A 23,276-nucleotide genomic window follows, 5' to 3' on the forward strand; every position below is an offset into this window, starting at 1 on the left:
GAAAATGGCGGGAATATCAAATTCAGGGGAAAATAAAAAACACTGAAAGTCAGTGTTTTCAATGGTTATGGTGCACCCAGTGGGATTCGAACCCACGGCCTCTGGAAATTCGAGGAGCACATTTTTATAATTTTAAATGCCCCTTAATCCCTGTTATATAGCCATTTTACTTTTTAGTATGTGCCTGTCCATACCTTATTATATTAGACTATAAGGGGCAAAAAGAGGGGCAAAATTATATATCTATATATCTTTATTTCCAAGTTCAACTTCAATTTCTGGAGTTTCTATATTAACATCTATCATACTTTTAATTGATTCATAGATTTCAATATTTTGATCAATAGCTTCAATACTAACCGCTAAAGCATATTTTGCTTTAAAAAGGGAACCCCACCCTTTGTGACCCCTAACTGCAATACAAAATGCATCTGTAAGCTGATTAGATTTAACTATAGTCCAATCTTTTTGTAGGGTACCATTTTTTCTAGAAAATTTTTTACTTTTACCATGGTTAGTAGCATCTCCTATTGTCCATTTAAAATCCCCATCATCTTCAATAGAAGACCCTGTCTCAAAGACACGACGTGCAAACGTACTATAATCTTCTCCTATTCTACTACAACACCAATCAAGCCACGTTGACAAATATCTTTTTACAGTTCTTCTTGTCCTTTTAGGTTTAGCTGCATATGATAATGTAATTTCAATTAAAATATTGTAATCTTCTCCAATAGAACTTAATTCTTCAGGAATAGGGATTCTAAAAATATGTGCTTCTTTTTCACCAATTTCAAATATTTTATCTGTTATTAAAGTAACTCTATACTCATTATTCTGAGTTGCACGAACTACATTTGGAATACCATAACCAATGTTTCTAAGAATCTTATTATAATCAGTATCTTTAACATATTGTGTCCATTCAGGCCAACGTGCAGATTGTGCTATTAATGCTCTATATAATAGAGTAGATGAATCTGGCAATATTTTTTGTATTTCAGCAGCAATATTTGTAACTTTAGGTGTTGAAAAAGAAGTTCCAATTTCGTCTTGTGCAAATGGTGGTCCTTCTGGTGACTTCCTTATTAACTCTGGACAAACTTCTTTTGGTGTAGTTAAACTAATATTTCCCATAGAACCACCTTTAACATATGTTCCTCCATATTCTACTACATCTGGCTTAATTACATCCCAAATACCAGGTCCAGAACGCGAAAAAGCAGATATTTCATCTTTGTTACCCAATGAACTTGCATCTGGAGTTTTATAATCATTTATGGAAATAGACCCAACTGTAATAGCCTGTAAACTTTGTCCAGGATCACTTATTCTTGATAATTCTCTATATAAATAGTCAGGATAGTTATACCCTGCCTTAATATAGGATTTAATAACTTCTTGTTTTATATTTCCTGCTGCCTGTATAAATAAAATATCATTTTCATAGCTCTGTAAATCAATTGTAGCTGCCCAAGATGACATATGTATTAATTCAAAAGGATCATATGTACCTATCGAATGATTAAAAATTTTTGATTTGTCTGCTCTATTATTGCTATATTTATCAATTATATACTCTATTATTTTTGGTGGGTACATATCAGTTCTCATTATATTGTCTTTATCTAATACTCTAATATTACGAATCCAGCATGGAAGATAGTATGTCCCACTAATTGGTATTTTATTAGGATATAAAATTGCTCCTGCAACACGAGTTCCATGCCCTCCATAATTGACTTCATCCCCTACACTATTTTCTTCAGGTATTAAGCACATAGACTCATTACTAATGATAGCTTGTGAAATGTATTTATGTTTTTCCTGAATACCACTATCTATAACACAAACTTTAGGCCAATCTTTCTGTGGAGGTATTATCTCTACATTTATACCTATACTTTGTGAATTCTTAGATGAGGAATCAACAGATATCATTTTACTAATTGTAATCTCAAAAACATACGCAAAATTCAATGCCAGATCTTTTAAACATTTACCATTTATATTTAACCTTGTAGAAAAGCTATCAGGTAATTTTGTTATATCACTGGTCCCATCTATAAAATTTAATATTTCTCCATCATATGAAGAAACAAATTCAGTAATAATATCTTCACGTTCAGACTTTAAATCATCCCATTTCATATAGGCATCATTAAACTTTTTTTCCCAGTTATTTAATCTATTTTTATAATGATCACCTGTTTCTTCTGGTCCTTTAAATGGCTTATTTGGTAATTTTATTCCACCTGTACAACTTACACTAATATCAACTGAATATTTGTCATTATCACCAATTTCATCCCATTTTTCATATAATTCTTTGGATAATATATTTTTCAATCTATCATTATCCTCACATAAGGCATATATTTTTGCTGGAGAGTTACACCTTGAATTAATATTTTTAATAAAATTATCTATTTTCTCATTTAAAGTCTTTAATTCAATGTCTTCGGAGCAAACTATAATAAACCCATCTTTTAATTCTGTAATAATTTCAAAACCTAGGCCTCGTAAGAAATCTATATCCGAATTAGTGTCTATTTCCAAGAGAATAGGAATACCACTTTTTATTTTCGGAAGATTTTTAGTTTTTCTTTTTGATCGTCTATCAATCCAAAATCTAGATAATTCTACTGAGCGTTTTGTCATATATTGACCATGAATATTACGATTCTTTCTGTTATCTAAAGTTTTTTGAGAATTAGGTGAATTACCATTTATCTTAGGTCTGCCTTGTAGCATCATAGGAAGTGGTAAATGTCCAAATTTATTATTTATAGCCATGTATTTTTACATCCTCCTTCTTATTATTGAAATTTTGCTGCATCAGAAATTGCTTTATTAATATGGCTAATACCTATCATTTTATTCCCTGCTAAGATACAATTTTTAGCAGCATTTTGAGATATCGAAACTATATTAGCAGCAGAATATTTATTTAGTTTCTTCGATATTTCATCAAAATTGATGCTAGAATCAACGGACATAGATGATAATGTCATTTGTAATAATTTCTTTATTTCCACAATTGTAGGCATTGGCATTTCTATTACATCATCAAATCTTCTAAAAAGCGCCTCATCTAAAGATACTTTCAAATTAGTAGTTGCAATAACTAATCCTGGAGCATCATATTCATCTAATAGCGTAAGTAGCATATTTACTATACGGGGCATTTCACCAACATCTTGATTTGTAATACGTGATTTAGCAATAAAATCACATTCATCTAATAAAAGCACAACTGGATCTCTTCTACAATATTCAAAAACTGCTCTCAAATTAGATGCAGATTCTCCAAAATATGAGGAAATTAAAGAATCGAATCTTACTTTTAATAAAGGTAGTCCTATATTCCATGCAATCCTTTCAGCACTTAATGTTTTTCCACACCCTGGAGCACCATATAACAAGATTTTACGTTTTGGATATAAATTGTATTGAAGTAGCCTGTCTCTAGCAGCATATTCCTTTTCAATACACAAAAGACGTTCTTCAATATCGTTAGGCAATACCATATGATGCTTTAATTGGTTTCTAGGTATATATGAAACAAGTGGCGTATTATTTCTTTTACTTGTAGGTAATGCAGTCATACTATTAGCAGAAATTGTTCTACTAGGGAAAATAGTTTTGGGTTTTTCTGTTGACGAAATTTTTTCTAACGAATCTGCAAGTTTATTATGCCCTAATTTTCTTTCATCTTTAATAATCACAAAAGCAATTTTTTTTAACGATATTAAGTCTTCCGAAAAAATTGCTTTAAATAATCTTTTAACAAAATCAGCTTTCACTTATATCACCTCGATTCAATGTTCATTATAAAAATATATTAAAATCACGCCTAAATATTCATATTATACCACATTCCAAAATTTACTATACAATATTTACTAATCTGTTTTTAATTAAGAAAGAATATCCACATGATAAGACATTTTCTCCATAGATTTCTATATTCCTGCTATTTTTTACAAAAAAATAAAACTTAAAACACATTTACTGTTCTAAGTGTTATATACATTCAAATTATATTTTATAAATAAATTTAAATAAAGGAATAAGCACCTGAGATGCCACTCGATGCTTATTCTTGTGCATAGGATATAATTTATTCATTCTTACTCCAGTTATTATTATATTACTTTACTGTTAAAGCTAAATTGACTACATGTTAATTAAATTTATCATAATAAAAAAGTATCTGGAGGGCTTTCCAAATACTCAAAGTGAGATTAATGCTAGATTCTCTATTTATGGGCACTTATTATTTTATACTAATATCATTAAGAGTATATTAAGTATATGTTATAAAAATAAGCTTATTAGAATCAAATTTATATTTGAGTATCATCTACAAGTTTTTTAATAATTTTATACTTTAAACATCCAATATATCCACTACTCAAATCCAATTCTACAGACATATCCTCATATTTCATTCTTTTAAAATATTTCATCTCAATTATTTTCCTGTCTCTATCATTTAAAAATGAAAGCAAGTTATCTATTTTTTGAACTTCAAGCTGTTTCTGCTGCTTAACCTGATTGAGTCTATCTAGTTTCTTATGGTCCGGAGCATCACTTAAATTCAATTCTTCTATATCAATATCTATATTTTTTAGTATTGCAATATTTACAAGATAATTTTTAAGCATTTCCTCAAGCATCTTCTTTTTATCCATTACTAATAATCCTCCTATTCTCCACAGTTCTATGTAAATTCCTCCTATAGAAGAAGGGACACACACATGTCCCCTTAGACTCATCTCAAACCAAATACACTATTTATTTGTGACTTAATTTCTTCATTACTCTTTTGTGATTTCCGAGCAGCTATTTTTTGAGATTTACTTTGCTTATAAAGATTTTTTATCTTGTCTATTTTTTCATCAATTCTAACCTGTTTATTAATATCTCCTGAAGCTTTGTAAAAATCCTTTATAGACTGTAAGTCCGGCATTATATCGTCTATCATGTCACTTGCATATTCGTAATTTTCTTCACTCATTTTTTATTACCTCCGATTTTATAAATATATACTATTTGCTGACCGATTCAATTTTATTTGAATATCCTCATAACTATGACTACTTATAAACATGTCATTCGTACAATGATATTCCTTACCATGCTTACCCAATGTATTGGTAACTTTATCCTTAATTTCTTTAGGAACATTATCAGCCATTATATCTATTGAATATCTTAGTGAATATATGTCATGCAGCTTGTTTTCATAATCATCAAGTAGATTAAGATACTTTTCTTTTACTTTTATAACTGATTTTTTTAAATCATCAAGCCCTACCTTTTGTATATAAGAATCTATTTCTTTCTGTAGATCAGATAAACTATATTCGAACTTACCAGTACCCATAAGACTAACTATTTCAGATATTTTATTTATATTGGATTGAATATCATCAACATCCTTCTTATACTGGACCAGTTTTTCAAACAATTTATCATCAAAGGTCTGTTTATACTCTTCCTGCAGCTTTGATATTTCTCCATTTTTAGATTGAAGCTGACTTCTTAAATCAGCTATAACTGCTTTTTTCTCAGATATTTTTGAATTTCTCTGATCTATATATTCTTTTAATTTAACCACAAATGGTATTGTATTTCCTTCCATTACACAACTCTCCTATCAATCTATTTTTCCCATTCTTTTAAATTTTTCAAGCTGCCTTGCAAGTTCATTTTCATCTACAGTATCATTTTGAGCATCACTATAATCATCTGCCACTGATGTAGTATTGCCATAAACTCTATTCAAAAGATACTGGTTAGCTGCAAGACATGTTCTTTTATCACTCTTGTCCTTTGCTAATTCCTTAATTTTGCTAATATAGGACTTAACATCCTTTAGAATGTAATTATTACCTTGATTTACAATCTCCTGACGTCTCTTATTAAGTTCAGCTTTGATATTATCCTTACTGAGCCATGAGTATATTGTGGAACGTGTCACATTTATTGCTCTTGCTGTTCCTGCAATGGTTTCACCTTCAATAAGCATTGAGATCATCTTTTCTTGTTTTTCATTTAAGACCACACTCAACATTCATATTCCCTCCTTTACTACAAAATAAAAAGCACGAAAAATTGTTCAATCCATAGAGGATTTACTAAATTTCCCGTGCCTGATATATCGGCTTCCACACTAAAAGTGTAGGGTACTTTTCAAATATTTTATTTTTTCATTATATTTATATTATATCACAAAATAGCCTTTAAATCTAGTGATGTCAACAGTTTATCTGCAATTCGTAATTTGAAGTTAAATAAAAATTCTTCAACGAAGTAATGCGCATTTAGGCTCTTTTGAAGGCTAATATTTATACAAATGCCTTGAATATTTAATGCATAAATTGTATATTACGAATTGCAGAGCCGTTTATATAGATTTAAAGACCCTAATAATTTAGGAAACCGTTTCTTAAATTATTCCTTTGAAAGTCTCACAAGTCTTATAAAATTTACCCATTGGTGGGCTGTTAACTTTTTACTTTCAGCATTATCACATATAAACCTGGCTACATTTCTTATATCTTCCTCATTTTCAAATCTTCCAAGTTCAATTAAAATGGTCTCCTTTATTAAGTGATTGTCAGGATCTAATAAGAACTTAACATCTTCCATTTTTTCAACTACTGCGTGAGCTATAGTTTCATAGTGCTTGTTTAGTATTCCCCTTCTAGTTTTTATATCAGGATATATCATCTGGAGCCCTTTAAAAAGACTATCACTAATCTTACGTGGCCGACCTACTTTATTATCCATATTACAACATCCATCCTACCTATGATTATATTTTTTCTTCCACTGGTGCAACTCTTGGATATCAGGTTCTTTATGAAATATTCTACAATAATCCATATAAGCCATAAATATTGACACTGACATGAAAATACCTCCTTGACATACTGCTTGTTCAGGAAGTAAACTTTATTTGTGTGTTGAGCTTACTTCCTTTGGTAAGCAGATTTTATTTATTTCAGGTCTATGTAAAATCTTTTATATAGACCCTTTTTATATTCTTTTGATATTTTTATTATTGTGAAAATATTCTGTATCTTCTTAATAACATCTGATTCATCTTTTCCCTCGGGAATACTCAAAACTACTTTCACTATATTTTTATTTTTCATGTAAAATCCTCTTTAACTAATTTCTTTTTTGAAATTTCATATTCCTTAGACCTCTTTTAGTAATAAGTCTATGAAACTCCAAATTCTTTTTTCTACTCGATAAATTTTCGTTTATAGATACAAGCATAAATCCATTTCTTTTTGTTTTAAATCCTGGTACAAAATCAAACCTGTTTTCAGTAAGCATATATTTTTGACCTTTATATTTAAAAAATTTAGCTTTAATCATCAATAAATCCTCCCATATAGGTTATATCTTTTATTTCATTTAAAAACTTTAAGTCTGTAAAGCCTGCCATTATTCCTTTCTTGAAGTAATAATCTTCATAAAGAAGCGTCCTGCGTTCTTCCAAATCCATAATCTCACAAATTAATTCATAAACATCTTGAGATATCTTAGATTTCAAAGTACTTAAAACCTTAGATAGTTTATTATTTATGTTCCTGTATTTCTCCGAATTACACAGCTCCTCAACTTCTTGATTTCTAACTATATCATCTAATTTCAAGTCCATAACTCCACTAACAACATCTTTCAATACTTTATCCATTGATAACCCTCCTAATCTTCATTCATATACTTATCCATGCAATTAAATATTTCTTTAATGATCTTGATTTTAGTTTCCGGTGTAGCAAGCTCCTGTTTTCTATCTACAATTTTCCTTATCCATCTCAGTATCAGGTAATCAGTAAAAGTTAAAACTCTTAATCCCTCTTTAGGTAGTCCAGATGTGGCTCTCATTATATCAATTTCATTAAAAAGCAATATTTTTTCAACAAACATCTGGTCAACTGTTTCCTTTATGGTTTCATCACTAATCTTATTCATATGAACACTCCTTTCAACTTACATATGGTGTTTTAAAATTCTATAGAAATTCTGTTATCGCTCACGGGGACTTTTTCAAATTCCAAAATTAGAAGGTACCCGGGGCAGAACTCAAGTAAATATCTATTCATTCTCTATTTATTGCCCTTTTAATTAATTAAACTATACCATTTTAGTCATATTCGCTAAACCTCAGTTTCACGAACATAGATATCATGCTATAAATGCTCTTAAACCATTGATATAACTAAGCTTAAGTCCTTTTAACTTAACTTCATAACTATTTATATCATTATTATTAAGATAAATTGGTAATTATTCTACCTCATATTACCTATTAATACATCTTTTATGCCATGTATTACAATTTATCTGTATTGGATATTAAGTTAATTCAATCATATATAAATACATATTTAACTGGATTTTATACTTAATAACCATCCTATTGTGGTGTTTGGCTATACGTTTGTGTCTGTTAGCTTTAGCGTTAATTCTTTAATCCAACACAACCATTTATCAATCACCACAACATCAATGCCTAAGCCAACCATCACACCTCTATCTATATATCCATTACATGATGTATACAGCTATACAATTTATATAAGCTCAACACCATGAATTTTACAGAACTTATCTATTACCTTATTACCTTGAGGCACAACTTGCATTGCTCTTGAACATGCATCACCAATCAATGATATTGAATTTTTAGGAACTTCTACTTTCTCACCCTTCTCATAACACTGGATAGCATAAAACATAAATCTATCTATATAGTGACCAAAGCTATCTGATATTCTAAAATATTCTTTCTTTAAACTCTTATTTACCAATGGATTCTCACCCAACTCATATATTTCTTGTGCTAAAAATTCACCGAACAAAATCATCATTTGAAAATGTTGCTCCTCATTAAGTGGCTTTCCTATTTCAAATCCTTCATGTAATGACTTAGTCCAATCCCTTTTCAACTCAACTATTGACTTATCTGCACTTACTACCATATTTCCCATTACTTCATATATCTCAAACATATTATCAAACTCCTTTTTTATTTTAAAAATCCCCCAAATCCCCCAAATCGCAAAATCAATCCCCACAGTAAAGCCTTATATATCAATGCTTTTCGTAACTTTGGGGAAAAAGGGGAATACTTTTAGCACTTATATATAAACAACATAGAACCAATATATTACATTTATATATATTTCAATTATTATCAGTTAAAAAAGTAATCCCCTAAATCCCCCAACGCTTGTAATCCATTGATATTACTTAATCATAGTGGGGGAAAATCCGGGGGATTGACAATCCCCTTTTTCCCCAAATACCTAAATTATTTTCTTATAATTCCACGATAGTAATAATCACCATGAAGTTTTATAAGCGGGATACCATGTTTCATTGCCCTTGCCTGTATATTCTTTTTCTCTAGTGCTGTAATATCATTTCTTAAGGCCCATGCTGCATACTCACCTTCAAAATCAGTCTTTCGTATCCTATCTTTTTTATTATCAGTTATAAGATAGTTTTGTTTTATAAATTTATATAAGCTATCATTAGCTTGTCGATACTCTTCAAGTGCCCTATCACATGCTCCACTGTGGGTAAATTTATAATTGTTATCAATAAGCCTGTGTAAACCTTCTAATCCCCACAAAAATACTCCATCTGCTTCAAGTTCAAATCTTTCTATTATGTCCCCTATTCTTTTTTCTTCCGGAATTACATTATCACATGGTATCACTATAAATCTTTCAAAAAGATGATCTCCTTTATCACCTTTAAAATAAGGTAAATCATTGCATCCAAAGGTTAACGTACCATTGAACTTATATGGAAAGGCTTGTTTCCCTTTTATTTCACATCTTATAAAACCACCGCCTGTTATACTCTTAAATACACTGCTATCATCAATATTGGTTGATTTTTGATCATCAATAATAATTGCCTTGGCACCATAAATATCACCTGTAGCAAACGTCTTTGAAAAATCCTGAATAGGTACTGTACATATATTGGAGTCACCAATCAAGTAGATAAGCATATTATTATACTGGGTCTTACCCGTATTACCTACAGTTCCCCATAATGCTAAACATTTTTTTGTTATTGAACCTTGAATGTTAGATATTGTCAACCCAAACCATTCCTGCAATATATCCATAGTCTTTTTATTACCATTTGATAACATGCTAATAAATTTCAACCATTCAGTAGGTCTTTCAGCTTTAAGATCATAGTTACAATTCAATTGAATTGTACTTTTTATATCAGAATTATGTTTTTCTAAACTTTTTGAAGTTACATTATATAATCCATTTTTTACATTTATATAATTAGAGCACATATTCAAATCATCAAATCTTATACTAGCTTTATCTGTTATAAGTTCCTTATAGACTTCTTCCCATTGATGCGGTTTCCTTATCTCAACAGGTATAAAATCTTTTATTTTTCCCTTAAATTCATTTGCTGACATCCTTTTATAATATCCATTTTCATACCAATAAAGAAAATCATTATCAAATCCTTGTTTTCTCACAATCATATAATTGTAATTTTCTCTTATATAATCAGCTAGTAAACCAGTATTTACACACTTTTTACCTCTGTTATTTACATAAATAAATTTCATAGTAGTATTGTAATCAGATGATTTGTTTAATTTATTTTTTTCTAAATATTCTTGATATGTTTCTCCACAATCTCTGATAGCTTTATTTATAGTCCAATCTCTATAATCCTGTCTATTCCACTTTTCGCGGTATAACCCACTTTTTCTGAAAGCTTGATCTATAAGTTCAGGATTTTTGTCACACCAAAAAGCCATATAATTACAAAATGCCTGTTCTGCTTCTGATTGACTTGGATAACCTAAACACTCCCATTCTCCTCTATAAAGTGTTTCTATTTTAAATCCATTCTTACTCATAAAAGCTTTATTAAGCAATTCATCAATATCTTTGTTATTTATAATTTTATTTTTAGTGATTTCAGGATTATTCTTGTGGTACTTTTCATAAAATTCGTTTAAAATATCTTGTCTGTTTTCAATACTATCACCACAAATCTTATTTCCTGTAACTGTAAAAAATCTACCTGTACTATAGATTTCTATATCCTTTTTTATAGCTTTTGGTATATTTCCATGTACATATATGTGTATACCTTCACCACTTGGAGAATACTCCGTATAGCTACTAAATTGATTGATTATATCCTGAGTATCTTTATTTATAGATCCCTCTTGTGATAAAATATGGTCAAGATCTATACCTGTTATATCAGTATTTGTAAATACAAAACCAATACCGGAATACTGTCCTTTGTTATATGTTTCTATAACATTGTCAAATTTAGTCCATGTATCTAAGTTGGTACTACTTGCAATCTTGCCATTTACTTGATATGGAATCTTTGTTTTCCTGCCCTTTACCTCTTGATACTTCCATAGCACCCAGTTATCATGTTTCTTCAAGTCTTGTGGAATGTTATTAAAGTTGTTATTCATCTGCTGCATACCATCACCACTTTTCACTTACAACATAATTATATCTTTCTATCTTCTGCATTGATTATTTGCCCATTCCTGTAATAATTCACGATTTACAAAATATTTAGTACCTATTCTAAATGCTGGAAAATCTTCTCTTTTCAATAAATCTTCATACATTCTATTACGACTTACTCCTAAAAACTCTATAGCTTCTGTAGGACTAATTAATATAGTCTTCTTGCTCTGCTTACTTTCAGATACTTTATATTTTTCCATTAACCTTCTATCCCTTCTACTGAATTTAATTAATAATTTTAAGCACCGACGCTTTTATGCTTGTACATGAGCTGTCATTTAAATTTTTAAGATATGAATTTAATTATTGCTTATTACTTTGTAGTATTGTTCAAAAATAATTCTTTAGGCTCTGCACCAAGTAAATCACAAATTTTCAATGCTAATTTTATTTTGGGCTCAACTGAACCTTTCTCAATTTTGCATAAATATTGAGGGCTAATACCTAATTCTTTAGCAAATTCACCTGCTTTAATTCCTTTCTCAACTCTTTTAGCTTTTAATTTATATTCCATAAAATTCCCTCTTTTCTTATAAACTCTAGTTTATTTTTTTAAATTTCATGTTATACTTAATATAAAAGGAGGTTGAATTTTTGTTTAAAGATAAATTAAAGAAAATTAGAAAAGATAACAATCTTACACAATCACAATTTGGCAAAGTGATAGGCGTTACTGGAGCTTATATACAACAATTAGAAAAAGGTATTAAGAAAAATCCATCACTAGAAATAGTTTTTAAAATATGTAATAAATTTAATATTGACCCTGTAGATCTGATAGATTCCAACTCAGAATTATTAAATGAATTTATAAATGGTTTAGATGAAAACGAAAAAGATGAAGTAACTGATTCTTTATTTAATAATGAATTTAATAAAATAGCTAATGTTCTAGAAGATAATGGATACGAAATAAATCGTATATCATCTGATGGTTATGATATTGTAGAGATATTGAAGGATGATTGTACAATTTCAGAAATGTTAGAAGTTGATTTTGTCAATAATGGCATCATTATGGTAGATTCTATAAATAAATTTATACGTTTTAGTATAGAAGATTTTTTAGAAACGTATAATAATCTAGGTAAATCAAAAAATAAATAATTTCATGCTCTATATAGCTTTATTGTGGCTGTTAAAATCATTTAGATATGTAATTGTATTCTTAAATACATAAATACTCTTAAAATGGTTCTATGTAAATTTTAGAGTAATTTTATAAATTGAATAAAATAATCCTAAGTAAAGGAGTTGATACCTGTGGACAATACTGCTAAACACAACACTTACACATATGCTGACTATACGAAATACCCTGAGGGTGCAAGAATAGAACTTATAGAAGGGAATATATACGATATGTCTCCCGCTCCTAGTAGAATGCATCATGAATTAATTACTGAACTAGTAACCATATTTAATAATTATATAAAATCCAACAATGGGCCATGTAAGGTATACCCTTCACCCTTTGATGTATTTCTCACTGATGATGACAACATTGAGAACTGCAAGAACATTGTTCAACCTGATATATCTGTAATATGTGATAGGAATAGATTGAATGATAAGGGCTGTACTGGTGCTCCTGATTTAATTATTGAAATAGTATCACCCTTTAATCCATCCAATGATTATATACGGAAATTGAATCTATATGACCACTATAAGGTAAAGGAATACTGGATTATAAATCCCATGAAGAAAAGCATATTAATATACAGACTTGATGATACAATGCATTATGCAACTCCTGAGACTTATTCATTTTCAGATACTATAAAAGTTGGTATATATGATAATTTAGATATTGATTTTAATATTTTAGATATGTAAGCACTTCATAATATCAAAAGTAAGGAGTAAATCATGGCCAAAACAATTTACAAGAAAAAACTTAAAAATGGCAAGGAATATTATTTCCACAGATTAAGACATAAGAATCTTAAGAAGCCAAAAGACATATATGGAACTACTGTAAAAGAATTAGAATTTAAAATAAAGGCTATCACCAAAGAACTTGACTATGGTGTCAATAATAAAGAATTCTTTGGAAACTTTTTACGTGACTGGCTCTTTGATGTACATTTTATAGATATAAAGCCATCCACTAGAGAGAGATATGAGGGTATTTACAGGAATTATATTAAGAATAGTGATATATACAATATCAAACTAAAGAATCTCAATTCTAAAGATATACAAGACTATTACAATAAATTATTTAAAAAAGGTAAGTCAGTAAATTGTATAAGAAACTTACACAAAATAATAGCTCCTGCCATTAGATATGCCTATGATAGCAACATGATTATAAAAGATTTCTCCCGGGCAATAGTGCTTCCAAAAGATAATGAGGAAAACAAATTAAATAAGACTAATGATGTAAAACCATTTACCTTAGATGAGCAACAAAGATTCATTGAAGCTATACAAGGACATGATCTTGAAATATTATTCCTGACTGCTCTTAATTCAGGATTGAGACAGGGTGAGTTATTGGCCTTAACCTGGAATGATATTGACTTTGACAATGATACTATAAGAGTAAATAAAACAGTAAAATATATATGTGATGTTGATAAAGAAGGTCGTGAGAATTGCCATATGGCACTACAAACACCTAAAAGTGAAAATAGTAATAGAATAGTAACTATACCAACATTCTTAACTAAAAGACTACAGCAGTATCAATTACATCAAAGAGAATTAAAATTAAAAATGGCTAATTTATATAAAGATAAAGATTTGGTTTTCTGTAGTATATATGGCAATTATTTAGATAGCAGCAATATACGTAAAAGATTTAAAAGAGTGCTTACAAATATAGGATTACAAAATAGAAAATTTCATGATCTAAGACATACCTTTGCCACTAGATTGTTTGAATTAGGTGAGGAACCCAAAACCGTTCAGGAACTACTTGGCCATAGTAATATATCAACCACCTTGGATATTTACACTCATGTATTAGAAGGAATGAAGAAAAAGGCAGCATCAAAATTAAATGATTTATATAAATTTATGGGGGCAAAATAGCTCCTTTTTATTTTTAGAAATTTATAAAGGGCAAAAAAGAGGGCAAATTTTATTTTAAGGCAAAATAAAAAACACTGAAAGTCAGTGTTTTCAATGGTTATGGTGCACCCAGTGGGATTCGAACCCACGGCCTCTGGATTCGGTTTTCTAGCTTTACTATTTATTACCATATGTTAAATTCCTTTAATACCAACGCTTTACGCATTATCATTAATTATTTAAAGTTACTGTTTTTTATACTTATTTAAGCCTTTGGCGGGAAAATGGCGGGAAAATTATATTATCTAAACCTAGTAATATCAATCATATAGAGTAATATATTATAATAATTAAAGTAAAATTTTGCACTAAAATATAAAAGGATACTGGCTATATTTTTAAGTATCTTAAATTTTATTCTTATAAAAGACTTATGCAAATTAATTTGTATTTCTCTTTTTAAGTTCTTTTATTTCTTTTGTAATTCCATCAATTTTTTCAATTAAATCATTATATAAAATCTCATTTTTTGTTAAATTATATATTCTATCTCTAAAAATTTTTTGTAATTTATTCCTTATAATTGGTTCACCTATCATTGCAATCATATAATTAATTTCTTTGCTTTTCCTTTGTAAGTCCTCATCAGAATCATTTATCAGAGATTTAATTAGATTGTTTATTTTTTGCTTAACAAAGGAACCAATTAATCCATCTCTAATAAAAAAAGAATCTGAAAGTAATGTATGAATATTGGCCCCAAATGTATATATATTTTCTTCTAATCCATTCATAACTTTACAATTTTGATTCTCTTTTGTTATAAAAATTATGTTTCTAGTAGGTATATCCGAAGCTATAAATGGAGAATTTGATGTGAGTATAACTTGTATCTCTTTAATAGAAGTATTCTTATATATATCTTTAAGTAAATATATCATAGTTTTTATAAATTCTTTCTGCCACTGAGGATGATAATATAATTCTCCTTCATCAATAAGAAGAATCATATCATTCTTAAGTTTTATTATATCTTCTTTTTTTGCTATGTAAAACAATCTCGAAAACATAGTAAGTTGAGCTTTTTCACCTGAACTCATATCCCTCCAATCAAAATTTAAAAATGGTCTAAATGAAAAAGATTTATCATATAACTTTATAAAATTAAATATTGAAAATTTACTGATATCAACACTTAATACGATACAGTTAGATGAAATATACTCGTTATTAATAGCATTTTCAATAAACCCTCTTACTTTAATAATAGATTCAACCCATTTTATATCATAATTTGGTTTATTTTTTTTACAGCAATTTAATATATTTTCAAAGAATTTTTTAATTTTATAAAAAATATCATTATTCTCAAATTCTTTAGTTCCAAAATATATCGTTTCTTGTTTATTATTTATAACTTCAGCACTCCTATTAATGTCATCTAAACTAAGTACTGGATTTAAACATAAATCATAATTGTAAAAAAAGGAATTAAAAATTGCTGTATAAAAATTACACTTTAATACATCTTTTATACTATTACACCTGTTTTTATAATCTGTTAATTCTTTATTAACATATTGCATTAAAGGAAGTAATTTTATTTTATCTTTATTCATATTTTCTTTAATAGGTTTCTCTAGCATTATAGGGTTAATTGAAATATACACACTATCGGGTAACTTAAATTTAAATTGAACATTATCTTTATAGTTACTAACAAAATCCAATTGACGCTTAATCTCATTATGTCTAAATATATCTACTTCGCTATAATATGTATTAAAATACTTCATTTCTAATCCTTGTTTTTTATCATGATTTATAAGATAATTAGTAGATATATTATAATTTTCTCCCCATTCACTCTCCAATTTTGAATAATCGAAAACATTAGAATAAAATATAAAAGAAGTATTTCTATTGTCATTCAAATATTTAAAATTAGGTTTATCACTATATTTAAACTCAGTAAAACTTTTATCTACTTTAAAATTCATTTTTATAGATTCATGGTAATATATAACTTTATTTTCACCATCTTTTATAATTATAATTGCAGGAATTTGCATTTCTCCTACATTAACCAAATTATCTTTAATAAAATTTAGCAAAGTAGACTTGCCTGCTCCATTTTCTCCTATTATAGCAGTAATATCAGTTATTTTAATATTATAGTTTGGGCATCGTTCAATATTAAAAAAATCCTTAATATAATTTTCATTTTTTTTAATATATAAAGTAAATTTATCTTCATTATTATCTTTTTCTAAATTGACTCTAATATCATATTCTGAATTGGTTAAAAATCCTTGTTCTTTTATGCATCCATATTCTTTAATCCACATATACAAGATTTTCATATCAAATACCTCCTTATATAATTTTGATTTTTAACTAATTAATCTTATTATTGTAATCCTAATTCATTACAAATATCTCTAGTCAGTTTGGCAAGAGGTCTTTTTGCTAAATCATCAGCATTTATATAATTCGAAACTACCATATTTAAAACTTCATCTCTACTGCTAAAGAGTTCTGGATATTGATTATACAATTCATCTATTCTACTCTCATTATAAATAATGGCTTTCTTAATAAGTTCTTTAACATAATCTTTATTAAAATTATACACTTTCTCAATATTAAAAACTTCTTTTGATTTATCTATTCTTTCCTTAAATTTTTTAATTTTTTCCTCTAAATTAATCTTTATATTTTTTTCTATACTTCTTTTAATTAAGTCATTTTTTAGTCTCTCTTCATCTATTAATAACTTTATTTCAAAATTATCAGAATTTCCGAATAGGTAATTTAAATCATACGAATCCTCACCATTTAACTTTGCAAAACGAGTTGTAAATCTAACATTATCATCAAATTGTTCCTCATATGGATAAATAATTTCATTATTCTTGTCCAACTTACTGTGATTACAAACTGAACAGCATGGAATTAAATTATAAAGAGACAGTGCTAAATAAGGATAGTATTTTTTTGAATAAAAGTGATCTAGCTGTGCATTTGTTATATATTTCCCGTTTTTATCAATTTTATATGTATCTACAAAATTTCTATTGCAATAAGGGCAAACTTTTATATCTAGTTCTTTAACTAAATGTGCTCCTCCCCATTCATCATTGGTGTTTCTAAATTTATTATATTGTCCTTCAAAATATTTTCTTAATTTTTTTATTACATTACTAGATTTTGTTCTATCAATACTTTCATTAATAAGTCCTATTTTTTCTTTTAAAAGATCAATTTTATATTTATTACCTATTATAAAATTCTTAAATATATAAAATTTTTCATGTTCCTGTTTTTCTATCCAATTTACAGTAGATTCTCTATTTTGTTTATCAAACCATTTTCTGAAACTATTCTTATCTTCAAAGAAAATTTTTAAAAATAGTCCTTCATATTCTGTATTATCAGCATCTTTATATATCTGTGTTATCCAGTTTCTCAACATATTGTTTTTAAACCATTTCCAATGCTTATTCTCTATTTGTTTCATTTTTTCTTCGCTGACATTAATCTTTATCATTTATACCACCAGCTTTTTCTTTTAGTTCTTTAATTTTTTCATTTAATAATTTTAATATGTCCTGGATTTTATATGAATTTACAATTTTTTGGAGTTGACGTTTCTGCTGCTCCAACTCTTTTATCTTTACCTCATAATCAATTCTGTCTTTTGGAAATTTATCTTTGAATAATTGTTCTAACTTTCTTTTAATTACTGGTTCTCCTATAAGGCTAATAGTATATTCTATATCTTTTTTTGTTTCTGGAGTATTTGATAATTCTTCTTTTGTTTTCTGAGTTAAATTTTCTATTACCTTTTTTATTTTTCTACCTGCAAAATCTCCCATAGTATTTTCTAAAAAAAATGAATTACTCATCATAGTATGGATATTAGCTCCAAATGTATCAATATTATTTGAAGTAGTTCCAAAAACATCACTGTCACTTTTAAGTAAAATAACATCCTGTTTTCTAACATCAGACAATAAAAAAGGTGAGTGGGTAGATATTATAAATTGAGAATTTAGCCTGAATTTTTCATCTAATATACCAACAGCTTTAAATAAATTACTCATAAGCTCCTTTGCCCACTGAGGATGAAGAAAACAATCTGGTTCGTCAAGCAAAAAAATATTTAACGTATCTTCTCTTCCATGTCTTAACAAATTAATTATTTTCGAAAAAAGAACAAATAGCACTCTTTCTCCATCTGATAAATTTTGCAATTTAAATTCAAATAAAACTCTTATATCAGAGTATTGTTCATATTGATATTTTTCCAATACCTCTAACAGTTTTTCTATTTTTTCATCTTTTTCCAGGCTATACATTAAATTGATTTCATTATTATTTTGGAAGCATTTTTCATTCAGTTGCATTATCTTTTCTATAACTTTCTCAAAGGATTCTTGATATTTACCTTCTTTGATGATATCAAATGCTATACTTAGCCTTGAAAATATATACCTACTTATAATTATCATATGGTAAGCTTCAAGTTCAAAATCACTAATTTTCTCATCTGGACTTATGTTGAAAATTGTTTGAATTATATGAATTTGTAGATGTTTCACTTTTTCAATTACCGAAGTCACATAAAAGAACTCATCACAAATACTTTTTATTTTTTCATTAATATCAGATGTCTTCATTAAAAGTTCTTTATTAAAATTATTAAACATTCCTGGATTAATATGATATTTTCTTAAATTTTCTTCTATATATTTCCCATTTATATCATTTTTACTTAAAGCATTCCTTATGTCATCTTCAGAAAAAGAATTTTTTAAAAGTAATGTAAAATTATACATAATATAATCATTAAGCCAGTTTAATATCATATCCTCTTTTTTACCAACAGATTTAAATCTTAGGCTATCAACCATACTTTCTTTTAAAGCATCATAATTACTGGCTATTAACTGCTCTCTCGAAGTTGAATTAGGCGGTGGAATTACCTCCTCTTCTTTAAAACTATGCAGTAAATCTATCTCAATATTAGCCTTAAAAACTGCTTTTCTAAACTCATCATATTCTTTATTATATAAAAACATATATGCAGAGTGCCAATCAGAAGCATTCTCAAATTTAAAATTACGATAAAAACGCTTCATTAAATATTCTTCGTCTTCCTTTTCTACATCATCAGAAATTTTTGATTCACCATATCTAATTCTTTCCCTATAACTATGTGAAAAATAAAATAAATGACACAAATCACATATCTTATGATAATACTGATAGGTATCATTTGGTGATCTATAAATATTTCCACTTTTATCAATATGATCAAAGAAATGATACACCATTGAGATGATTTTATTGTTTTCATATTTAAAAATAAAACCAATTGGTAATTTATAAAATGTGTCTTTATTTATAACAATATTTTTAATAAACCACTCTTTATCTTTAAAAAAATTACCCGTTACTTCCATGCCAAATATACATTTTTCTAACTCTTCATTATCCTTAATTAGATAAATAATAATATATTCATCTTTAAAATAACTTATATCGTCATTTGAATTATGAAACACATTACTTTTTATGTTTGTACCTAAAGATTTATATTTTCTCACAAATGACTCATCTATCCTGTCATTTCTATTCATTCCGAGTACATCAAGCAATGTACTCTTACCTGTCCCGTTTTCACCCACTAACATTTTTACATTTTCTATATATTTCCCGTAAAAGTTTGGATGTCCATCTTTTATTTTTTCAATATTAAGTTTCCTAGATTTTAAATCAAACTTTATTTTAAATCTATCACTAAAATTAAATTCTTTATCTTCAATAAATTGTTTATTGTCAACTTTATGTCCAAAATTTTTAATATACATATATATAAGCTCCATAATTACCTCTTCCAATATTTAATTTAATAAATAAGGATATACATATGTTTTCCATATACCTAACGTTATATCTTCAACTGATTCACAGTTTTGACTAAATGAAAATCCCATTATAGGCTTTAATGCCATCTTTCCATCTGTTACTTCTAAAGATATCATTCCATTATACGAATTATTTCCGAGAGAATAATTTTCACAGGATATAAATATGTTATTTGATCCCATCCCAATTAAATTTCCTAAAAATAATTTTAACACTCTAACTTGGCTGCCATTTTTGTAAAACTTGTACAAATTAGTTTTCGAATTTAAAGTTTCAATTTTAACATTAATACTGCTGTTTTCTCTTTCCACTTTTCTGAAAATTTCCTTTAATAATTTATTTATACTTTCAAAACTAACTGTCATAAATTCATCTTTTTCAAAATCGGTAGGTACAGAATTTAGATTAACTTTTGTAAAATCAAATTTTGAAAGAAAATCTTGTTTCTCTTGAATTTTACTTTTCCCACCAGTAATGCTGCTGTGATTATCTCCTAGTAACCCCTTATCTTTAAGCTTATTTTCTATTGCTAAATTTATATTTGATACATCAGGATTGTTCATATCAGAAACTTCAGCTAAAAATTCATCTATAGATGAACGAATACTTTGTGTCTTTTTTAAATCATCTATAGCACTGCCTGCATTAACAACATCTATTTCGGAAATTTGATTTCTTAATTCATTGAATTTATCTTCCCAGTACTTTATATATGGTATTCTGCCTCCAGCCGAATAAATGCTTGATTCAACTACTGCAGGGAAAATTTTATTTTCATAATCTTTTTCTTTCATAACTTCCAGTACTTCATACATACAATTAAATGACTTAAGGTAATTGTCAGTTACAATTAGAATTGCATAATCCATATTTCTAATTGTTTTCATATATTCACGAATACTCTTCCATTGACTAATATCCCTTGCATCTCTACGTACATTTACGTCTTTATCTTTAAAATATAAATCAATATTGTCAGCATATACAGAATCTTTTTGACAATACGATACAAACATATTTACCATAGTTACATCTCCTAATACAATCTTTAAATTAATTTAACTTCCTTCTTACCGCTTAAGAGCTCTGATAAGATTATAGTATATCTGTTAAGAATTATTCCCATTTATAGTCATGATAGTATAGTGCTTAAATTACTCATTTTGTATATCAAAAATCTAGTATTTAATCCAATATTATATTAAATGCTTAGGAGTATTAGTAATTAAATGAGAAATTCGTGATTTTTCATTTTCCCTTATTCTATCTGCAAACTCTAAAATTTTATTTGTCAACCACAAAAATGCTGTAGTACCTTCTGAATAATCTGCTTCTGCATACATATTAATTCTGCCGTCCATTCTCATTTGTTCAACCTGATGAAGTGCTTCCATATTTGCTTTAGGATAAATAGCAAAAGTAGCACCCCCATTTTTATTAACTACTGAAAAGGCTGGAATATCACTTGGACCATCTGCAATATAAATCATATTTTTAAAGTGTACTCGTCTAAACTCCTCTGAAACTTTTGTATTAACATTTACCCCATCTCTCTGGCGTACTCCTTTATTAATTTCAAAAAGAGCCCTTGTTTTAGATGTATTGTCAATCGTATATCCTATTTCACTAATTACGGGATTCCCTTCGGAATCATTATCTTCAATAAATTCACATCCCCAAACATCTTTAACAGAAGGCATAACAGATGATCCTTTTATAACTTCTGCTATTCCAGTACTAATTATATAATGTTCTACTTTAATATCATATTCTTTATATTTTGGGTCATTTGAAATTAAGTCTTTAGTCTTTTCAAAAATATCTGGTACACCATCATAAAAATTAAGTTTTTTACCATATTCATGTAAAGCAGCATTGTTTAATCCTTTAAATTTACCTTCATGTGTATAACGTATAAATTGATTCAAATATATAGTATCTGGATTAACTCTAACTTTTTGTTCTTTCATATATTTATCAGGAAGTGCATTTACTTCATCCCAAAATTTTTTAGCATCAACTTTATAAGCTTTGAAAATGGGATCCTGCATATAACCATTTACCAAAGTTTTATCAAAATCCCAAACTACAGCGATAATATTAGCCACAATTTTCCTCCCCCAATTACTACGTTTATATTAACCCCTATTCATACATAATTCTATTAATAATTCTTTTTCTGATTCGGTAATTATTTTTGGATTTAAAGTCTTATCTTTAATTGCCTCTAATTCAGAACGTCCATCTATAGTTTTCTTACTAAAATAAGCATCATCTGCATGATATGAAGTTAATTTGCCAATTAATGTTCTGTCAAATAATAAAGGTGATGTTAATATCTTTGAATGATTTCTATCACCAATTACTACAACTTCATCTGTTTTTGCATCACAGTTAAGGGCATTAATTTCACTATCTTGCTGTCCTTTAACAAGTATTTTTTCTACTTGAAAATATGCTGTAATAAATCTACTTTGAGCAATATTAGCATTAAAGAAAATATATGATCCTATACTAATATGTTTTTTAATTATATCTCCATTTTTTGAACTATTACCATATACAAGTTGAGTAAAATTTGGATCTACATGTCCCTTCTCTGCACATTCTAAACTATAAGTTACTAATACATGTTCCATACATCTTCCCCCTGTTAAAATTTAAAATAATTAGTTACCATAAAATATGAATTACTAATCATATTTTATATTACATTTAATTTTTACATAAATATTTATA

24 protein-coding genes are annotated in these 23,276 nt (G+C 27.8%); 3 read left to right on the forward strand and 21 right to left on the reverse strand.

What is annotated here, in order from left to right; genetic code table 11:
• Positions 1–243: 243 nt before the first annotated feature.
• The 15 genes from KM800_RS12615 to KM800_RS12685 form a co-directional block, all read right to left on the reverse strand.
• The gene (locus tag KM800_RS12615) at positions 244–2,796 is read right to left on the reverse strand and encodes a S8 family peptidase (protein ID WP_217813406.1); all 2,553 of its coding nucleotides are present in this window, start codon (positions 2,794–2,796) and stop codon (positions 244–246) included.
• Positions 2,797–2,819: 23 nt separating this feature from the next.
• Positions 2,820–3,806 carry an ATP-binding protein gene (locus KM800_RS12620; protein ID WP_330655639.1) on the reverse strand — a complete coding sequence of 329 codons (987 nt, stop codon included), beginning with the start codon at positions 3,804–3,806 and terminating at the stop codon, positions 2,820–2,822.
• A gap of 543 nt (positions 3,807–4,349) precedes the next feature.
• Positions 4,350–4,697 carry a sigma factor-like helix-turn-helix DNA-binding protein gene (locus KM800_RS12625; protein ID WP_217813407.1) on the reverse strand — a complete coding sequence of 116 codons (348 nt, stop codon included), beginning with the start codon at positions 4,695–4,697 and terminating at the stop codon, positions 4,350–4,352.
• Between the two features lie 80 nt (positions 4,698–4,777).
• Positions 4,778–5,023, reverse strand: coding sequence for a hypothetical protein (locus KM800_RS12630; protein WP_217813408.1), 246 nt, complete (start codon positions 5,021–5,023; stop codon positions 4,778–4,780).
• Between the two features lie 18 nt (positions 5,024–5,041).
• Entirely contained in the window at positions 5,042–5,650 is a 609-nt protein-coding gene (locus KM800_RS12635) for a hypothetical protein (protein WP_217813409.1), read from the reverse strand.
• 15 nt (positions 5,651–5,665) lie between these two features.
• Complete coding sequence (locus KM800_RS12640; protein ID WP_217813410.1) at positions 5,666–6,082, reverse strand: helix-turn-helix domain-containing protein; 417 nt, start codon at positions 6,080–6,082, stop codon at positions 5,666–5,668.
• A gap of 380 nt (positions 6,083–6,462) precedes the next feature.
• The gene (locus KM800_RS12645) at positions 6,463–6,801 is read right to left on the reverse strand and encodes a hypothetical protein (protein ID WP_217813411.1); all 339 of its coding nucleotides are present in this window, start codon (positions 6,799–6,801) and stop codon (positions 6,463–6,465) included.
• A 209-nt stretch (positions 6,802–7,010) separates the two neighbouring features.
• Positions 7,011–7,169 carry a hypothetical protein gene (locus tag KM800_RS12650; RefSeq protein WP_217813412.1) on the reverse strand — a complete coding sequence of 53 codons (159 nt, stop codon included), beginning with the start codon at positions 7,167–7,169 and terminating at the stop codon, positions 7,011–7,013.
• Positions 7,170–7,185: 16 nt separating this feature from the next.
• Positions 7,186–7,398, reverse strand: a complete 213-nt coding sequence (locus tag KM800_RS12655; RefSeq protein WP_217813413.1) for a hypothetical protein — start codon at positions 7,396–7,398, stop codon at positions 7,186–7,188.
• Complete coding sequence (locus tag KM800_RS12660; protein ID WP_217813414.1) at positions 7,391–7,720, reverse strand: hypothetical protein; 330 nt, start codon at positions 7,718–7,720, stop codon at positions 7,391–7,393. Before KM800_RS12660 ends, KM800_RS12655 begins: the two co-directional genes overlap by 8 nt.
• A gap of 11 nt (positions 7,721–7,731) precedes the next feature.
• Positions 7,732–8,001 (reverse strand): hypothetical protein, encoded by a 270-nt coding sequence (locus KM800_RS12665; RefSeq protein ID WP_254906560.1) that lies wholly within the window; start codon positions 7,999–8,001, stop codon positions 7,732–7,734.
• Positions 8,002–8,603: 602 nt separating this feature from the next.
• Positions 8,604–9,041, reverse strand: a complete 438-nt coding sequence (locus KM800_RS12670; protein WP_217813415.1) for a hypothetical protein — start codon at positions 9,039–9,041, stop codon at positions 8,604–8,606.
• Between the two features lie 302 nt (positions 9,042–9,343).
• Positions 9,344–11,530: a phage/plasmid primase, P4 family gene (locus tag KM800_RS12675; protein ID WP_217813416.1), complete on the reverse strand. Its 2,187-nt coding sequence runs from the start codon at positions 11,528–11,530 to the stop codon at positions 9,344–9,346.
• 39 nt (positions 11,531–11,569) lie between these two features.
• On the reverse strand, positions 11,570–11,782 hold the full coding sequence (locus tag KM800_RS12680; protein WP_217813417.1) for a helix-turn-helix domain-containing protein: 213 nt from the start codon (positions 11,780–11,782) through the stop codon (positions 11,570–11,572).
• A gap of 113 nt (positions 11,783–11,895) precedes the next feature.
• Positions 11,896–12,096 carry a helix-turn-helix transcriptional regulator gene (locus tag KM800_RS12685; RefSeq protein WP_217813418.1) on the reverse strand — a complete coding sequence of 67 codons (201 nt, stop codon included), beginning with the start codon at positions 12,094–12,096 and terminating at the stop codon, positions 11,896–11,898.
• A gap of 80 nt (positions 12,097–12,176) precedes the next feature.
• Here KM800_RS12685 and KM800_RS12690 point away from each other — a divergent pair, with 80 nt between their 5' ends.
• The 3 genes from KM800_RS12690 (at position 12,177) to KM800_RS12700 (ending at position 14,624) form a co-directional block, all read left to right on the forward strand.
• Positions 12,177–12,689, forward strand: coding sequence for a helix-turn-helix transcriptional regulator (locus KM800_RS12690; protein ID WP_217813419.1), 513 nt, complete (start codon positions 12,177–12,179; stop codon positions 12,687–12,689).
• A gap of 156 nt (positions 12,690–12,845) precedes the next feature.
• Positions 12,846–13,421, forward strand: a complete 576-nt coding sequence (locus KM800_RS12695; RefSeq protein WP_217813420.1) for a Uma2 family endonuclease — start codon at positions 12,846–12,848, stop codon at positions 13,419–13,421.
• Between the two features lie 33 nt (positions 13,422–13,454).
• Positions 13,455–14,624: a tyrosine-type recombinase/integrase gene (locus KM800_RS12700; protein ID WP_217813421.1), complete on the forward strand. Its 1,170-nt coding sequence runs from the start codon at positions 13,455–13,457 to the stop codon at positions 14,622–14,624.
• A gap of 419 nt (positions 14,625–15,043) precedes the next feature.
• Here KM800_RS12700 and KM800_RS12705 read toward each other — a convergent pair whose 3' ends face one another.
• From KM800_RS12705 to KM800_RS12730, 6 genes are all read right to left on the reverse strand, one after another.
• Positions 15,044–16,966: an AAA family ATPase gene (locus tag KM800_RS12705; protein WP_217813422.1), complete on the reverse strand. Its 1,923-nt coding sequence runs from the start codon at positions 16,964–16,966 to the stop codon at positions 15,044–15,046.
• A gap of 47 nt (positions 16,967–17,013) precedes the next feature.
• The gene (locus KM800_RS12710) at positions 17,014–18,153 is read right to left on the reverse strand and encodes a hypothetical protein (RefSeq protein WP_217813423.1); all 1,140 of its coding nucleotides are present in this window, start codon (positions 18,151–18,153) and stop codon (positions 17,014–17,016) included.
• Positions 18,140–20,479 (reverse strand): AAA family ATPase, encoded by a 2,340-nt coding sequence (locus KM800_RS12715; protein ID WP_217813424.1) that lies wholly within the window; start codon positions 20,477–20,479, stop codon positions 18,140–18,142. The genes KM800_RS12710 and KM800_RS12715 overlap by 14 nt, the downstream gene beginning before the upstream one ends.
• 33 nt (positions 20,480–20,512) lie before the next feature.
• Complete coding sequence (locus KM800_RS12720) at positions 20,513–21,562, reverse strand: toll/interleukin-1 receptor domain-containing protein (protein WP_217813425.1); 1,050 nt, start codon at positions 21,560–21,562, stop codon at positions 20,513–20,515.
• Positions 21,563–21,733: 171 nt separating this feature from the next.
• Positions 21,734–22,645, reverse strand: coding sequence for a haloacid dehalogenase-like hydrolase (locus KM800_RS12725; protein WP_217813426.1), 912 nt, complete (start codon positions 22,643–22,645; stop codon positions 21,734–21,736).
• 30 nt (positions 22,646–22,675) lie between these two features.
• Entirely contained in the window at positions 22,676–23,176 is a 501-nt protein-coding gene (locus KM800_RS12730; RefSeq protein WP_217813427.1) for a hypothetical protein, read from the reverse strand.
• Positions 23,177–23,276 lie beyond the last annotated feature (100 nt).

The organism is Clostridium tyrobutyricum (assembly GCF_019144085.1).
Classification (GTDB): domain Bacteria; phylum Bacillota; class Clostridia; order Clostridiales; family Clostridiaceae; genus Clostridium_B; species Clostridium_B tyrobutyricum_A.

Bases quoted from the DNA above. Each gene is read 5' to 3' on its own strand.
- KM800_RS12630 (WP_217813408.1), bottom strand. From the start codon at position 5,023: ATGAGTGAAGAAAATTACGAATATGCAAGTGACATGATAGACGATATA.
- KM800_RS12660 (WP_217813414.1), bottom strand. From the start codon at position 7,720: ATGGATAAAGTATTGAAAGATGTTGTTAGTGGAGTTATGGACTTGAAA.
- KM800_RS12650 (WP_217813412.1), bottom strand. From the start codon at position 7,169: ATGAAAAATAAAAATATAGTGAAAGTAGTTTTGAGTATTCCCGAGGGA.
- KM800_RS12635 (WP_217813409.1), bottom strand. From the start codon at position 5,650: ATGGAAGGAAATACAATACCATTTGTGGTTAAATTAAAAGAATATATA.
- KM800_RS12720 (WP_217813425.1), bottom strand. From the start codon at position 21,562: ATGGTAAATATGTTTGTATCGTATTGTCAAAAAGATTCTGTATATGCT.
- KM800_RS12675 (WP_217813416.1), bottom strand. From the start codon at position 11,530: ATGCAGCAGATGAATAACAACTTTAATAACATTCCACAAGACTTGAAG.
- KM800_RS12645 (WP_217813411.1), bottom strand. From the start codon at position 6,801: ATGGATAATAAAGTAGGTCGGCCACGTAAGATTAGTGATAGTCTTTTT.
- KM800_RS12715 (WP_217813424.1), bottom strand. From the start codon at position 20,479: ATGTATATTAAAAATTTTGGACATAAAGTTGACAATAAACAATTTATT.
- KM800_RS12700 (WP_217813421.1), top strand. From the start codon at position 13,455: ATGGCCAAAACAATTTACAAGAAAAAACTTAAAAATGGCAAGGAATAT.
- KM800_RS12670 (WP_217813415.1), bottom strand. From the start codon at position 9,041: ATGTTTGAGATATATGAAGTAATGGGAAATATGGTAGTAAGTGCAGAT.
- KM800_RS12640 (WP_217813410.1), bottom strand. From the start codon at position 6,082: ATGTTGAGTGTGGTCTTAAATGAAAAACAAGAAAAGATGATCTCAATG.
- KM800_RS12665 (WP_254906560.1), bottom strand. From the start codon at position 8,001: ATGAATAAGATTAGTGATGAAACCATAAAGGAAACAGTTGACCAGATG.
- KM800_RS12625 (WP_217813407.1), bottom strand. From the start codon at position 4,697: ATGGATAAAAAGAAGATGCTTGAGGAAATGCTTAAAAATTATCTTGTA.
- KM800_RS12710 (WP_217813423.1), bottom strand. From the start codon at position 18,153: ATGATAAAGATTAATGTCAGCGAAGAAAAAATGAAACAAATAGAGAAT.
- KM800_RS12730 (WP_217813427.1), bottom strand. From the start codon at position 23,176: ATGGAACATGTATTAGTAACTTATAGTTTAGAATGTGCAGAGAAGGGA.
- KM800_RS12705 (WP_217813422.1), bottom strand. From the start codon at position 16,966: ATGAAAATCTTGTATATGTGGATTAAAGAATATGGATGCATAAAAGAA.
- KM800_RS12680 (WP_217813417.1), bottom strand. From the start codon at position 11,782: ATGGAAAAATATAAAGTATCTGAAAGTAAGCAGAGCAAGAAGACTATA.
- KM800_RS12685 (WP_217813418.1), bottom strand. From the start codon at position 12,096: ATGGAATATAAATTAAAAGCTAAAAGAGTTGAGAAAGGAATTAAAGCA.
- KM800_RS12655 (WP_217813413.1), bottom strand. From the start codon at position 7,398: ATGATTAAAGCTAAATTTTTTAAATATAAAGGTCAAAAATATATGCTT.
- KM800_RS12615 (WP_217813406.1), bottom strand. From the start codon at position 2,796: ATGGCTATAAATAATAAATTTGGACATTTACCACTTCCTATGATGCTA.